Consider the following 15961-nt stretch of genomic DNA (forward strand, 5'->3'; position numbering starts at 1 on the left):
AAATCTGCATTATATATTCGTCAACCACGAGCTACCACACATGACTCCCGTATATAAAGCTTTCCTTGCGGCATTTATTTTAACATTTAGCGAATATGCCACAGCAATTGATCCTGCAGCAGGTAACTGGACAGCAGCGGAAGTCCTTCAACTACCACCGCTCTGTAGAGCAGCAAAGAACTACTTCAGCGAGGAAGCCAAAAAGGCTTTAGGAAATACGACCTCCACACAGGCACCAGGAAGCTGGAATGATGGAAAAGCCAACCACTTCTGCGGGGGTATCGTGCAAGTCATGCGCGGGGAAAAAGCGTTCAACCCTCCAGAAAAATCGCAATGGCTCTCAGCAGCCATTAGCAACTTCGAAGGCTACACCGACATAGGAAAGTTCAAAAGCAGCCCAGCTCAATACCCACCGGCCGCACGCAACTACTTCGCGTTAATTTTATATTATGAAGGCAGAGCCAACAGAGGCTTGGGCAAATTCGGTCCGATGATATCCAATTACCAGGGTGCCATCAAGGCCAACCCAAAGCTTGAAATAGCATACCGGGACCTCGCGAATTTTCATTTAAAGCAGGGCGACAAATCGGCAGCTAATGCCATTATAGAGCAAGGCTTAACCAACCTGCCCAATTCTAAATCACTATTGAAACTTAAAGCATCGCTTTGAGATTTGCATTCGCGATACCCCAAGATCCTGACCCTCTTAACGCCTTAAAAAGAAATGGCTATAAAACTTTTAAGATATCGTGAGCTTATCGCCGTCCTGGCCTGGAAAAACATATCATTACGCTATAAGCAATCTTACTTGGGAATGTTCTGGGCGCTACTTAAGCCCATTATGCTAATGCTGACGTTTTCACTGGTACGCAGCTTCGTCGGAATCGATACCGGCGAGTTACCCTATGCGCTCCTCACCTTCGCTGCACTGCTGCCCTGGATACTTTTCCAGGAATCCGCCTCCGAAGGAGTCAGTAGCGTTACATCCAATGCGGCCCTAATAAAAAAGATTTACTTTCCACGAGAAGTATTTCCGATTACCGCCATGGTGACAAAACTCGTAGAACTCTGCATCAGCCTTGTTATCCTAGCTGGATTGATGAGCTACTACAGAATAATGCCCACAATTCAAATAGTCTGGCTACCACTGATCATTCTTTACACAATGTTAGTCGCCCTGACCATTAGTTTTTTTGGCGCAGCATCTAACGTCTACTATCGGGATATCGCCCAAGCATTGCCTGTAACTTTATCCTTGGCCATGTATGCGTCTCCAGTCATGTATCCACTCACGCTGGTCAAACATAAGCTACTGGTCCAACGCGCTGTTGGCGATTGGTCGGAACCTCTTTACACCATTTACACACTCAACCCATTGGCCGGCATTATTGATAGCTTTCAACGCGCCTTATTACAAGGCCTACCACCGGATTTTTCCTCTATCTGGCCTGGGTTGGCACTAACCCTGTTGATTTTGCCCTTGAGCTATATTTATTTCAAGAACGCAGAACGTTACTTCGCCGATATTATATAACTCAACCGTAAAACATAACATACCCCGGAACAATCGCATGGCGATTATTGAAATAGATCACGTAACCAAGGAATACACGCTTGGCCATTTGACAAACTTAAGGGCAACCCTGGCCAATGGAATGAAAAGAATATTGGGACAGCCAACGTCAAAGCGAGAACGCTTTCTAGCGCTCGACGACATCAGCTTCAACATCGAAACAGGCGAAGTCGTCGGCATAATAGGTCACAACGGCGCGGGCAAGAGCACCTTGCTTAAGATGCTAGCAAGCATCAGCAGACCTACGCGAGGCCGAGTAACTGTAAACGGTCGGATAGCACCACTGATCGAAGTTGGCGCAGGCTTCGTACCCGACTTTAGCGGGAGAGAAAATGTTTATCTCAACGGAAGCATCCTGGGCCTTTCAAAAAAAGAAATAGACAAAAAATTTGACGACATTGTCGACTTCGCCGAGTTGAGCCAATTCATCGATACACCTGTGAAGCGATACAGCTCAGGCATGCAAGTTAGATTGGCTTTTGCGGTCGCCACCAGTATTGATGCAGAAATATTAATAGTGGACGAAGTCCTAGCCGTAGGCGACATCGCATTTCAACGCAAATGCTTTGATCGCATGGAAAACATGATCAAGCGAGACCAAAAAACAGTCCTAATCGTCTCACACAACATACGACAGATAGAAAGAATCTGCTCAAGAGTTGTCCTTTTAGAGAAAGGCAAGGTTATCGCCGACGGCTCCGCCAAGGATACCTGCAACCTATTTTACGAGAAGAGTGACGAAAAAATAAAGAAACAAAGCACTAGGGTATCATCCACATGCGGAACAGATGAAATTGACCTAATTGGAATTGAGCTTTATAACCAGGACGGCCAGACGACCGATACGTTTGAACATAACGAAGACATTAAAGCCGTCTTAAAATTCAATCTCAAGATGCCGTTAAAAAGCATGTGTATCGGCGTTGGCGTACATACGCCAGACCTATTATACCTCGCAAATGCAGATAGCATAGACGACATAACATATAGGAATATATCTCCTGGTATTTTAGAGGTTGTTTGCAACATATCAAAAATCAAACTTTGGCCCGGAATTTACTCCATACGGATCGGCATAGCGGAAGCGGACGCAGATAGAAACATCTTTTATGGCGAAAATCTATTCCATTTTCAAATAGTTTCTTCTTCAATTAATAGAACTCGAACAATTGGACAAGGCTTTTTCCCTCTAGAATGCAGCTGGCAATTGCTTGAGCACAACAAGGCTTGAAAAACGTCAAGAGCACCTCAATGCCCAAGCAATTTAGATGAACTCTAGAGCTATTGTTAGGCAACTTAAACGTCCTCTATTTTTTAGGAAAAATTAGATCGTAACCTCATGATTCTACGATATCTGATCTACAAAAACCTAGATTCCGGCATCTCGAAAAGCCTCGGCCTTTGGTCCCGCACCTGGCAAAATAGGCGCCCGAGTCGGGGTGTTGAACGGTACGATGAGTAACCAAAAAACCTTGAAGCCCCGAAGAGTATGATCAAGTCCGATTTATTGAGGTGGCGGCAGTGAATAGAGTAGCGCCCCGTCTGGTGAGCTTGCAGGGCGGTCGTCTGCCATTTCCCACTGAGACGATGGTGTGCCTCCTAGTTCTCAAGCCGGTGAACAATCTCTCAAACGAGTAGATGGAATATCGACGGCGAGAACGGATGACTTACCCGCGTTTCTGCGGATTGTCCGATTCGGCCGGCGTGCCAGACCGAACCACGGTGGGGACCTTCGAGAACCACATCGAGGAGGCCGGTGCTCAAGCGCTGTCCGAAGGGACCGAACGACACAATTGATCAAAAAGATTAAGACCGGCACCGCCGCCACCCACACGACAGCCAGCATTTCGAGAAGCGACTGGAGTACCTGAAGCAGGCGGGGGTCACGGCCGTTGAAGCCCGGCCTTATTGCTAAACAACCCAAGGCACCTATCTCACTATAGATTTACTTGGAATCACCCCATACCAGTAGCTCAATGGCTTCACAAGAAAAGAACTGCATCAGTTTATTTCGCTCGCTCTTCGACTAACAGAAGTATTCTCCTAGTGTGTTGCGCTTATTATACGAATGAAACTTTTCCATAAAGCACAACTGCGTTGTAGACGAATCGCCTCATGCCTCTCAGGTGAGCGTCGTGCTAGCGCGCAGTTGTCTGCTGTATTTGTCGGATGTGCAAGAAACGCCGAACCCCATACAAGTAAGGTTTTACGCAACATCGAGCGCTTCGCAAGCCTTTATGATAAGACCGCCTTCATTTTTGTAGAAAATGACTCATCCGATACCACAAAGGCTACATTGAAGCGATGGCTCCGAGGCGTATGCAGAGGACATTTATTGGAATTCGATGGTCTCTTGGAGAGGAAGCCCAAACGCACGGACAGACTCGCGTTTACCAGAAATGCCTATCTAAATTACATTCGAAATAGTAGATACAAGTCCTACGATCACCTTATAGTTATCGATTTTGACAACGTCAATTCTGTTGAAATTAACCTTAACGGGTTTAGAGACGCGATGCAGTTCTTACAGAATACACCGGACACACAAGGCGTATTTTGTAATTCATTTCCTTTCTACTACGACATATGGGCACTACGCCAAGCCGAATGGTGCCCAACAGATTGTTGGCATGAACATAGAACCCGAAAAAATATGACCAGCGATCAAGCAATCGAACGTTATATTTATTCACGTCAAATCCCCATATCCACTGGCCATGCGCCTATTCCGGTGCAATCTGCATTTGGCGGATTAGCCATTTACCGGCTGGCATCGGCCCTTCCGTGCGATTACTTAGGACTAGATGCCGATGGTCTGGAAACATGCGAGCATGTCTCATTCAATACCAAAATAGCCGAGCGCGGGCCGCTATATATATATCCCTCATTGCGTAATCGCGCTCCACAGGAACATCTGAGTGCGAAATGGCAACCTCTAGAAGACGCGCGCGAACTTAAACTTAAAGACAATACCAGAGAATGCCGCCTACTAGCCCCACGCGACCACCAATTGGACATCTATCGAGAACAATACCCACTTTATGATCGCCGGCTACCATTCCTTTCACGCCTAGCTTATTTAGCTGCCCCAGACAAGTGCATAATTGACATCGGCGCAAACATAGGTGATAGCATCGCTTTGCTCCGCCTGGCTGGCTGCGAATCACACATCATCGCCATAGAACCTTCTCGAAGTTACTTTACATATCTTGAGGCCAATCAGCTGGCATTGCCCGAGATTTTCCATGACGTTGAAATAATACAAGCGTTTGTTGGCCCGCCTGGTCAGCATTTGCACCTAACCGAAAGTCGCGGAACCGCTACGGTTCGAGTATTGAAAAATTCTGAGCACATAATGCAAAAAGAAGAGTGCCCGCAAACAGTTTCTCTGGATACTCTTACCAATAGACCGGTATCCCTCATCAAAACCGATACCGATGGCTACGACGCCACCGTTATTTCAACAAACCTGAGTTTCATCAGAAAGCACCTTCCAATTCTATGGGTCGAAACAGATACCGGAAAATATGATAACTTACATGAATGGTCACATGTGCTTTCTGATCTCTTAGCCACCCACCCATTTATTTGCGTTTTTGATAACTTTGGCTTTTTAATTAATTATGGCCCTGCTATCGACAAGCAACAGCTTGTATTGGACTTAATACAGTATAGTAGACGAACTAAACTTAGCGCATCTGGAGAGCCTAGAATTTATTACCTGGATTTAGCACTTTTCCCAGCTCAATACGCCGACGTCTATAGTAAATTCACCGCAGAATTAGCGGAGGCAAATCTATAATACATTGGCAGCCTCCTCAGCCTTTGACTCCAACATGGCGGAAGCAATCCCATTTATAGTGCACACGCCGATGGAGCATTTATACCGGTGCTGAGCGCATTCTTCCACAGAAAATAGTGACCAGGTTAATACCAGTTACTGATAAACCTGCTGACTAAAGGAACATTCCATGAATTCAAATAGTTACCAACGAGTGCGGCTTCGCCGCTCATAGCATACTTCAATCGCCTAAAGCTAACCGCCTTCCTGGCGACCTGCACGTCATACTGTACACCATATACCCGATTGCTCCTGACTTTTCTGAAATGGTTCGACTTTGATGCGTTTTCCCAACAGTTCACGCCTGTGACTCGCATAATAAACGGTTACATATTTCCGGAGGTCGCCCCGAACGGCATGGCGCACACAGCGGACTCCCATAACGAGAGTCGCGCACCATTTGCACTACATCCGCCCTAAGCGTCCATGCGGATGGAGCCATTTTGCCTACCAAATCAACATATGACTTATATTCATCGGCATCATCCCTCCTCCCGGCTATACTAAATGGCCAGTAAATATAGTCTGCACACTAATAATGGATAAAAATAATTTTCTGATCACGGCCATTGTCTCTGTTTATAACGCTGAGCGCTTTATTTCAGGATGTTTAGAAGATCTGGAGCGTCAAACAATTGCTTCACAATTAGAAATTATCGTTGTTGACTCTGGTTCTTCTCAAAGGGAAGGCGAGGTCGTTCGCGCTTACCAAGAAAGGTTTACAAATATTCGTTACATCCGGACGGAAACCCGCGAAACGATTTACCAAGCCTGGAACCGAGCTATCGCGACTGCACAAGGGAAATACCTCACCAATGCAAACGCCGACGACCGTCACCGTCCCGATGCTTTAGAAAAACTAGTTGACGCTCTGGAAATCAACTCCAATGCAGCGGTTGCCTACGCAGATAGTTTTGTCACGGACGTTGAAAACGAAGTATGGCCATCTCAGAATATTACAGGCGTATTCCATTGGCCTAAGTACGAGGCACGTCGGTTATTCCAAATTTGCTTTATAGGACCCCAACCAGTTTGGCGCCGAGATCTGCATGGCACCCACGGATTATTCGACGGTAACTTGCGTTCAGCTGGAGATTATGAGTTTTGGCTGCGCATTGCCGCCGCAGGAGTATGCTTTGTACATGTGCCTGAGGTTCTTGGGCTTTATCTTGCGAGTCCAGTGGGCGTCGAGTTATCTAACAAAACTCTTTCAAATACCGAAGCCGAACATGCGAGGCAGCAACACTGGCCTCGGCGGTGGGGCGCACTTCCACGTTCTTCGCCATCGTTTCTTTTCCCTTCCTTACACCAAACGCCTTTGGTATCAGTCGTTGTCGCCACGTTCAATAGGCCGCAACTCCTTAAGGATGCTTTGTCCTCCTTAGCGAACCAAAGCTATAAAAATTGGGAGGCTATAGTCGTCAACGATGGCGGCGAAGATGTAGAGGAATCCGTAAGGAGTGTCGACCATGGCGGCCGCATACGGCTATTAAATCATTGGGGGCGCCTTGGTCAGGCTGCAGCCCGAAATACCGCGCTGCGCCTGACCCAGGGGCAGATAATCTGCTATCTTGATGATGACGACACGTATCTTCCCGAACATCTAGAAGGTATTGTCAAAGCCATGCTGCATAGCGGCAGCCCGTTTCTATATACTGGAGCCATAAAAATAACTGAGTCTTTGGAAGGCGGAAACCGGGTTGAATTATCTTCGAACGATATAGAAGACTCACTTAGAACAGACCAGACTAAGTTACTTGCCTGGAACTTTATACCTCTTCCCACATGGGCTCATCGAAGGGAATGCCTGACGCACGTCGGATTTTTCCATGAGGGCATGTCATCTCACGAAGATTGGGATATTCTTATCAGACTTTCTCTGTTATGGGACTTCTTGTATACAAACCGGAAGACTGTCGAAATCCGGGTACGGCCTACCGCGAATGATAGCGTTACCACCCGAAACACGTTTGCAAAGTTACGAGATTTTCGCATTATTTATGATAGATATCCTACCCCAAATCAGGACATAGCATCAGCGCGGCGCAGGATTCTTTCGGATCTTGGCGCGAAACATGAAAACTGGCGATCTTACTGTCGGCATAAAATTCGGCAACTATTAGATAGACACATTTTATGGCGTATTAAAGCTCGCTCTTAATTTAAAAACAAATGCAGCCTAGAAATCTTGACATCGAACTTAATTGACAACCGAAAAATGGCGCTCCAGTAAAAATGGACGGCCTTATTTGGCCGATACTTCATGGAATTTAAAAATAGCCAAATACGTGCTATCGCATCAGCGTGTTAAGTGGCGCTCGATAAAATATATTTATGACGACTTCACTCATCCTGTACATAGCACGCTTCGCTGCGCCAATGTTGAAAAGTACTGTCGGGCCCACGAAAAACCATAAACTCTGACCCTACGAGCGAGATTCGACTGGCTAGGCAGTTGATGGAAGAATTTGCTATTAATCCGGCTACTAAATAGCGCACACTGATGGAGCATGTATGCCGATTCTGAGCGCGTTTTTATACGGAAAACTGGGGCCGAGCTACCATGAAAGTCACGAAGCGAACACTTTGATCTCCGTCTCCCTCTGGGAAAGGTAAGAGGGGGTGGAAACAGGTTGTGACGTGAGCGCCATAACCTGTTAATACCTTAGTAGCATCGCCCGCCCTTGAAATTCAAAACATGGAGGCGCGCAGAATGGAGAACCGCAATCTGCGTTGCAGTTGACTAGTAGCCTATCTTAAATACCAGGCTTGAAACATTTCAAGTCAGCGGAGGCTACAAGATAGATCGGCATCCGCATCCTGCATTAAAAATTAACGAGGCACCTAACCATAGTTACCGACATATTGTGTCTACTCTTTCCTGGTGCTGCAGCAGGAAGTTTTCGCTTAAACTGAGACGACTGCGTTATCCTGTCCGGCCAAGACCCATCCATGTAAGACTAAGACTTGGCCGTCACCGATCACGACAAATATCTATTCATTCAACTCAATCATGCCGATTCCAGCTTACTCTAAGACATCCATTACTTGGCCCTTGCATCACCACAATGAACCCAAGGTAGCTGTCGTTGTGTTGAACTGGAATGGATGTGTCGACACATGCGAATGTTTAACGTCACTGCGACATTTGAAGTATAAAAATCTAGCGATCTTAGTGGTGGACAACGGCTCATCGGATAACTCGGTGAAAGCCATTGCAGAAAAATTTCCCGACACCTATTTGATTGAAACCTTCCACAATCATGGCTTTGCCGAGGGTAATAACATAGGAATCCGCTTCGCTCTCGAACAAGGAGCCGACTTCGTCCTACTTCTAAACAACGACACCGTTGTTGACCCATTACTAGTAACCGCCTTGGTGGATAGCGGGAAAACATACCCTAATGCAGGTGTATTGTCGGGAAAAATATTTTATTACTCAGAACCGACAAGAATATGGTACGCGGGGGGGTATTGGAATGTCGAAAAAAAATGTTTTGAGCATATTGGCGAAGGAAGTGAGGATGACCGCCTATTTAATTCAGCCAAATCGACCGAGTTTGCGACTGGCTGTTGTATGTTTTTGCGCAGTAGCGCCCTAGCACAATCCGGACTGCTCGACCCTATATTCTTTCTAGATCACGAGGATACGGACTTATCTTTCAGAATGAGAAAGTTCGGCTGGGAGTGCATGTATATCCCTACCGCCATAGTTTGGCATAAAATCTCGATTTCATTTGGAGGAGAGGAATCCCCATTAAAGAACTATTATATATTTAGAAATCGTCTACTTTTATCCAAAAGGCATTTCGGCCTATTACAAAGATCTCGCGTTATATCGAGCATCTGTCGAATTGTTTTTGAACGACTGCTATACTCTGGTATAAAGCTCGCCATGTCCCGGCGCTATCGGGAAAGTTATTGGACCCTAAGGAGCGCTTGGAACCATCCGACAAATCGGGCCATCTTAGTTGGAATAAGAGATTATTTATTTAACCATTTCGGCCCTTGTTCAGCAAAAATATTTGAATTGCAAAAGTCCTATAAAGATAACCTTGAAAGCTCCCGACGTAGTATTTGATCGCCACCCTATTACGATAGATACTCAATGCGGCCCGCACATTTAATTACAGGCATGGAACTTTAATTGTCCATATCCTTTTCTTTAGGATTCTCATAGCTTCTCAACCCTCCCCCACGATGATGGCCATCAGTAATATCCAACATCTAAAGATCGGTCTCGTTACCCCATTTTTCCTTCCTACGATAGGAGGCGCGAGAATTTATTGCTTCGAACTGGCGAAAGCATTAGCAGCGCAAGGTCACGAAATTCACCTGTTCACTGTAGCCCCGGGATTCGAGGATGCGGCATATACCTTACATCCCATACTAACCGGTCGCTTGGGCGAGGATTTAGGAGTTTTGCGTAGCTATAACATGGACATATGGCATGCCTTATATTTTTTCTATGCCCCGCTGGCCTTGATTAAAAAAAATGTATTCGTGACCGGTCACGGTGACGACTGCTTCAGTTTTAGGGTTCGCTTTCCACTATTTGGTAGAAAACTGCTTGAACGATATCTGATCTGGCGCATATTTCCTGCCGGTCAACGCGTTATTCGCAATATTATGGGCAAGTTAGAACGTTGGATGAATTACTTGATTTACTGGCTAGCCATCATGCGCAGTCGCCGAATTATTATGGTCAGTACGTTCACAAGACGACGGTTGCATGCACTTTATCCATTTGCGTATCGCAAAACCACTGTTATCCCACCGGGAGTCAATGAGCGCTTTTTCGCATCCCGCCCTAGCAGATCGATCACGGGTAACAGCAGTCATAAGGTCATTTTGACGGTCACTCGCTTAGATGAGGCGGACAGAATAAAAAATGTCCACGGTGTCATAGAGGCCTTAGGCATGATGAAAGACCGTTATGACTTCATTTACCGGGTCATTAGCGGCGACCAGACTGGCAACTACCGCCATGAATTGGAAGAGCAAATTCAGCGTTTGGGCCTAACAGGACGAGTTTTTCTGGAAGGCAGAAAGACCGATCAAGAACTGCTCGAATGCTACCATCAGGCCGATTTGTTTATACTGGCTTCTTATGCCGAGCCTCAAAATTTTGAAGGTTTTGGCATTGTATTTCTGGAGGCTAACGCATGCGGAGTTCCAGTTATCAGCTCCCGGGAAGGCGGCATGGCAGACTATATTGTCAATGGGGAGAATGGCATTTATGTCGACAATCCGTCCGCCGACGGGATCCGAAGTGCTTTACAGCTTTTTTTTGATGGGGAATCCCGGTTTGATGCCAATCGCGTGCGCAGCTTTCCCGAAAAGTTCAGATGGCCCCATATCGCCGAACGCGTGTATGAGGCATACCAGGAATTCGGTAAACATTCGCGACCGTAATGGGGGCGATGCGTGGTATCAAGGGCGATTAGCTCCCATAGGAGACGACCTGCGACGATGGCAAAGGAAACAATGCGGTAGTCGCCGTCCTATCCATATGAGTCGACATCTCAAACGAATCCCGCCAATGCGGCCATCATAGGTACGCGTATGATCTCCGTCATCATGCCCTGCTTCAATTCCGCCAGCTATATTCGGGATGCGGTCGAAAGCGCATTGGGCCAGACCGTAACCGAGGTCGAACTAATTATCGTGGACGACGGTTCATCGGATGAAAGCCTGTTCGTGCTTCGGCAGTTGGAATACGAGCACGGTCAACGCATAACTGTGCTTACCCAGAATAATCAGGGTCCCTACCCCGCTCGCAACCTGGCCCTAGCACATGCAAAAGGCGAATACATCGCCTTTCTGGATGCGGACGACTGGTGGGATACTCAGTGCCTGGAAAAACTACGCTTGGCCCTTGAATCATCTGGCGCCGATCTTACCTACTGCGGTTGGCAGAATGTCGGAGCCAGAATCTCGCCTCCTTATTTACCGCCGAAATATGAAGAAGGCGACCCGGTGGCAGCTTTTCTCGGCGGCTGTCCTTGGCCGATACACGCGGCCCTGGTCAAACGATCGGTTATCGATAAGGTTGGCGGCTTTTCCACCCGTTATTTTAGTGCCATGGACTATGATCTATGGCTTCGTATCCTTGCCGTGACACAACACTTTATCCAGGTTCCCGAAGTACTTGCCTACTACCGGTGGCATGACAAAGGGCAAATTTCATCGAATAAATCACGTCAGGTTAACGATGCCTATTCGGTACGCAGGGATTTCATCGCCGCGCACCCGAAGTTTGTTAAGCATATTTCCGCTGAATCTCTACGGAAACTGGTTGACGGATTCCTATACGATGCGACATTTACCGCTTTTTGGCAGCGGGACTTACTGACGGCATGGCGGCTGTCGAGAAAGCTTTTGCGCACAGGCTATTGGAAGTCGAAGGACCTAAAGTACTTGTTACCCAGCCTGCTCCCTCTCAGGCTGTATGAGTGCTTATTGGCAAGGCGGGGCTAGTTAGGATTCAATAGCCGAGCAAGCCGCGCCGATTTACGCCGACAGCTCACGTATGATGCGACGAGCTAGTCTCCGGTATACTCCGCCGTGATACCGGTAAGAGCCAACGAAATGTATGAAATCGCTGCCGTTTTCTACCTCACCCCAGTAATTATAGTATTTTGGGTACGGTAAAACTGCTCCCCGATCCGAATTCGCAACGATCACATTTGAAGTCGTTTGTTCGCTGCCCCACTCATTCCACTTATTTCCAATCAAGCTGTACATCTGCTGCGAAAATGCTTCGAGATAAGCAAGATCGAATGATTGGACTGCGAAACCATCAAATCCGGAACATCCCCGAATATATTTTAGGGTGTCGGAACCGGGCAGCCGATCAAAACATTTTTCCGCCAGCATTTGAACGTGCGTTGACTGGTTGGCTTGGGCGGCTATTGCAGCTTCCAGCATGGAGGTCGGCTGCTGGTTTTTCCAGGTACCGAGTATAAAACTCGTGTCGGTGTCAATGTGCTTCTGCACATCAGGCAGACCGGAACCTACCGTCAAGGTGTCCGAGTCCAACTGTATGGTATACGTATCCTTAATATAGCGAGCGATACAGAATAATTTTTTCCAGCTGATATATTCCGGACAATGCGGAGAACTCAAATCGGAGGCTTCAACATACTCACTGGGCTTCACATGCAGATTGAGTAGATCGATATCTTTTTGGGTCAAGGTTCCGTCATTGATGATGACGATGCGCCCTCGCCCCAAAGCGCGATAAAACGATTTAATAGCGAGCAGATACATCCGCACGTCCCGGTGGCACAACATGCTTACGATAACCGGTGAATCGCCTGAGGGCTGCAAGGGATTGGTTTTCAGTACATCCCTGGCCACCCAATCGAAAAACCTGCGGTTATATTCTTTGGATATAGCCTGTACGAACTGCATGTAGATTTCCCAAAGTAAGGTTATTGTTATTTTCCTCGTCAAAACCAATCCCGTGGAATAGACGGCATGAGCTGGAGAGCGACTACGCTGCAACCCCAACGCGGCCACAATCTATTCTAGAGGCTGTGTTGGCGAGCGCATGCGGCGACGCTCGCCGCATGACTCTTTTAATTTCTCATTAGACTTGATATTCTTGTTATAGCTGATCCATTGCTTACGCCTCGGTGGTGAAATTGGTAGACACAAGGGACTTAAAATCCCTCGCCTTTACCGGCGTGCCGGTTCGACCCCGGCCCGAGGCACCATTCAAAATCAAAGGCTTACCAGTTTTCTTGGTAAGCCTTTTTTATCAACCATGGAATGGTAGCGAACAAACCCTGTCGAGCTCAAGCGAAAATATCGTTCGCAGACAGAGGCGCTCACACTATTGGCCCATACTACCAGCGCAATATTAAAGAACTAGCACCCCTGATACTCTAGCTAGCGCACAATCCAAAACGGAACTCCTACGATAGGGTCACATATCGATACCGATATTACTCGCGAGCAGGCGCATATATCCCGTCGCAGCATAATGAATATTATGGGCCATTCGGGACGATGAACTTCATGGCGATATTGATGCAATGCTGAACCGTACGGATATTCGATCCTACGGCCTTCTGAAACTCACTCCGAGCCATTCCCGTTCATGCCGCGTATGCTTTTCAGCTCGACGGTGATATTGTCGTCTTGCGCCGCCTTGGCGAAATCTTGCAGCGTTTCCAGGATGTCCTGGTCGATGAACTGGGCTCGCCCTCCGTCGATAATCAGGTAACTGTCCTCCTCCACCCGTTCCAGATAGCTGCGCAGCAAAGCCTTGTTCAAAAACGACACATCCTTTTGCAGTCTAAGCAAATAGTTTTTGCCGTCTTGGGTCAGGCTGATGGCCGCGTGGAAATTGGCTCGAATCACGAAGTACAGACCGATGGCCACGCCGATCGCCATCCCCTTGAGCAAGTCGGTGAGCAGTATAGCGGCAATCGTGACGACGAAAGGCACGAACTGATTAAGACCCTTGCGGTAAAGGTCTTTGAACAGAGCTGGCTTAGCCAGTTTGTAGCCCGTCAGCAAGAGTACGGCCGCCAGGCAAGCCAGTGGGATGAGGTTCAGATATTGCGCCAAAAACATCACGCTGAGCAACAGGAATATGCCGTGGACGAAAGCCGACATTTTGGTTCGCCCGCCCGCATTCACGTTGGCCGAGGTGCGGACGATGACGGCCGTCAACGGTATTCCGCCCAGAAACCCGCTGACCAGATTGCCCAGCCCTTGCGCTTTCAGCTCCCGGTTGGTCGGCGCTACGCGCTTCAGTGGATCGATCTTGTCCGCCGCTTCTAGGCTCAGCAGGGTTTCCAGGCTGGCAACCACGGCGATGGTGCCGGCTATCGTATAAATATCCAACCTCGCCCACTGGCTGAAATCGGGGAAGGTGAACTGATGCAGGAAGTCGACGGGTCCCATGATGGCGGGCAAGTGAACCAGATGCTCGTTGGCAATGGCTAGCTGCGGCGCGAAACTCTGACTCCAGAACTGGAAACCGATGCCGAAGAGCACGGCGATGAGCGGACCAGGCAATAGGGATAGCACGGGGATGCGCTTGAGCGCCCGGCTATCCCAGGCCAGCATGATCAGGATGGACGTGACGCTAACGATGATGGCGCCGGGCGATAAGGCCTGGAGCGAATAAAGAAGCTCGCTGAAGGTCGTGTGGGCATCGGGCTGGACGAAGGTTTCGTCGCCCTCGAAATCCGCATCATACCCCACCGCGTGAGGCAGCTGTTTCATGATGAGGATGAGGCCTATGGCCGCCAGCATGCCCTTGATAACGGCAGAGGGAAAATAGGCGCCGATGACGCCGGCTCTCAGAAAACCCAGGACCAACTGAAAAAGCCCAGCCACCATGACGCTGAGCAAAAAGGCCTCAAAGCTGCCCAGTTTCTCGATCGCGTGAAACACGATGACGGTCAAGCCGGCCGCCGGCCCGGAAACACTCAACTGCGAACCGCTGGCCCAAGCTACCACCAGACCGCCGACTATCCCGGCAATAATGCCGGAGAAGAGCGGAGCCCCCGAGGCCAGCGCAACCCCCAAACACAGCGGTAAGGCAACCAGGAAAACGACTAGGCCGGCGGGGATGTCGTTACCCAGGTGGCGGAGATAATAGCCTATGTGCTTATGTATCATTACACGGACCTCTTAAGTTTGGGTATGCAGCAACGCCTAGTTGTTGATACGGCGACTCCCCGGCAGGCGTACGGAAGATTCGCTCATTTGGCTACTTAAACCATGGCAAGACTATCGCCAACTCGCTTGTGCGGCGCTGGCGAGATCGGACTCGTCGCCTAATGTTCGGACGATTCGACGTATTGGTAGATGGAGTCGATTTCGGAATCCGGTGGCAGAGTGATCAGTTCCTTGATGATGCCGTCGTTCAGCGCGTAGACCCAACCGTGCAATACCGGGCGCTGATCGCGTTTCCAGGCCTGCTGGACGATGGACGTATGAGACAGGCGCCGCACCTGCTCGATGACGTTCAACTCCACCATGCGATCGATCTGCTTTTCGCGCGTGGGCAGATTTTCGATCTGTGATTGGTGCAAGCGGTAGATGTCCTTGATGTGCAGCAGCCATTTATTCACGATTACCAAATCCGCATTTTGGCGGGAAAGGGCTGCCCTGATGCCGCCGCAGTTGTAATGACCGCAGACGATGATGTGCTTCACCTTGAGCACATCGACCGCGTACTGGATGACGCTCAGATTGTTGAAGTCGGTCGCGATCACCTGATTGGCGATATTCCGGTGCACGAAGATCTCGCCCGGTGCGGCGTTGACGATAATCTCGGCCGGTACCCGGCTGTCGGCGCAGCCTATCCACAAGAACTCCGGTGTCTGCTCCTGAGCCAGGCGCTCGAAGTAATCCGGCTGCTTGACTTTAAGCTCTTCGGCCCAGGCCTTGTTTTCCAGCAACAGCTTCTCGAATGGTTTCATAATACCCCCAATTGGTTTTGCCTCGATATCGTAAGGATGCAAGCTTTCAACAACCTTGCAGCAGCCGGGCCGTATCGCAACCGAAACAGCCGGCACCCG

11 protein-coding genes, 1 tRNA gene and 1 pseudogene are annotated in these 15961 nt (G+C 48.5%); 10 read left to right on the forward strand and 3 right to left on the reverse strand.

All coding sequences use genetic code 11. The annotated features are described in order from the left end of the window. Positions 1-40: 40 nt before the first annotated feature. From JWZ97_RS10005 to JWZ97_RS10045, 9 genes and pseudogenes are all read left to right on the forward strand, one after another. Positions 41-670, forward strand: coding sequence for a lipopolysaccharide assembly protein LapB (locus tag JWZ97_RS10005; protein ID WP_205428473.1), 630 nt, complete (start codon positions 41-43; stop codon positions 668-670). A 54-nt stretch (positions 671-724) separates the two neighbouring features. Beyond that, positions 725-1534, forward strand: coding sequence for an ABC transporter permease (locus tag JWZ97_RS10010; protein WP_205428474.1), 810 nt, complete (start codon positions 725-727; stop codon positions 1532-1534). A 37-nt stretch (positions 1535-1571) separates the two neighbouring features. Then, on the forward strand, positions 1572-2804 hold the full coding sequence (locus JWZ97_RS10015; RefSeq protein ID WP_205428476.1) for an ABC transporter ATP-binding protein: 1233 nt from the start codon (positions 1572-1574) through the stop codon (positions 2802-2804). Positions 2805-3088: 284 nt separating this feature from the next. Next, a pseudogene (locus tag JWZ97_RS20055) lies at positions 3089-3352 on the forward strand (transposase); the annotation flags it as partial. A gap of 874 nt (positions 3353-4226) precedes the next feature. After that, positions 4227-5375, forward strand: coding sequence for an FkbM family methyltransferase (locus JWZ97_RS10025; protein WP_205428480.1), 1149 nt, complete (start codon positions 4227-4229; stop codon positions 5373-5375). A 577-nt stretch (positions 5376-5952) separates the two neighbouring features. Continuing rightward, the gene (locus tag JWZ97_RS10030; RefSeq protein WP_205428481.1) at positions 5953-7575 is read left to right on the forward strand and encodes a glycosyltransferase; all 1623 of its coding nucleotides are present in this window, start codon (positions 5953-5955) and stop codon (positions 7573-7575) included. A gap of 852 nt (positions 7576-8427) precedes the next feature. Then, a complete protein-coding gene (locus JWZ97_RS10035) occupies positions 8428-9495 on the forward strand; it encodes a glycosyltransferase family 2 protein (RefSeq protein ID WP_240342307.1) in 1068 nt (355 codons plus the stop codon). A gap of 119 nt (positions 9496-9614) precedes the next feature. Beyond that, complete coding sequence (locus JWZ97_RS10040; RefSeq protein ID WP_205428485.1) at positions 9615-10829, forward strand: glycosyltransferase family 4 protein; 1215 nt, start codon at positions 9615-9617, stop codon at positions 10827-10829. A 150-nt stretch (positions 10830-10979) separates the two neighbouring features. Beyond that, positions 10980-11894 (forward strand): glycosyltransferase, encoded by a 915-nt coding sequence (locus JWZ97_RS10045; protein ID WP_205428486.1) that lies wholly within the window; start codon positions 10980-10982, stop codon positions 11892-11894. Positions 11895-11927: 33 nt separating this feature from the next. Here the strand turns inward: JWZ97_RS10045 and JWZ97_RS10050 are convergent, their stop codons facing one another. Then, positions 11928-12830, reverse strand: coding sequence for a hypothetical protein (locus tag JWZ97_RS10050; protein WP_205428488.1), 903 nt, complete (start codon positions 12828-12830; stop codon positions 11928-11930). A 218-nt stretch (positions 12831-13048) separates the two neighbouring features. Here JWZ97_RS10050 and JWZ97_RS10055 point away from each other — a divergent pair. Then, a tRNA-Leu gene (locus JWZ97_RS10055) sits at positions 13049-13135 on the forward strand. 364 nt (positions 13136-13499) lie between these two features. On the opposite strand, the gene JWZ97_RS10060 is transcribed toward JWZ97_RS10055, so the two are convergent. Further along, a complete protein-coding gene (locus JWZ97_RS10060) occupies positions 13500-15056 on the reverse strand; it encodes a SulP family inorganic anion transporter (RefSeq protein ID WP_205428490.1) in 1557 nt (518 codons plus the stop codon). Positions 15057-15214: 158 nt separating this feature from the next. Further along, positions 15215-15862 (reverse strand): carbonate dehydratase, encoded by a 648-nt coding sequence (can, locus tag JWZ97_RS10065; RefSeq protein WP_205428492.1) that lies wholly within the window; start codon positions 15860-15862, stop codon positions 15215-15217. Positions 15863-15961 lie beyond the last annotated feature (99 nt).

Origin of the sequence: Methylococcus sp. EFPC2 (genome assembly GCF_016925495.1) — a bacterium.
GTDB lineage: Bacteria > Pseudomonadota > Gammaproteobacteria > Methylococcales > Methylococcaceae > EFPC2.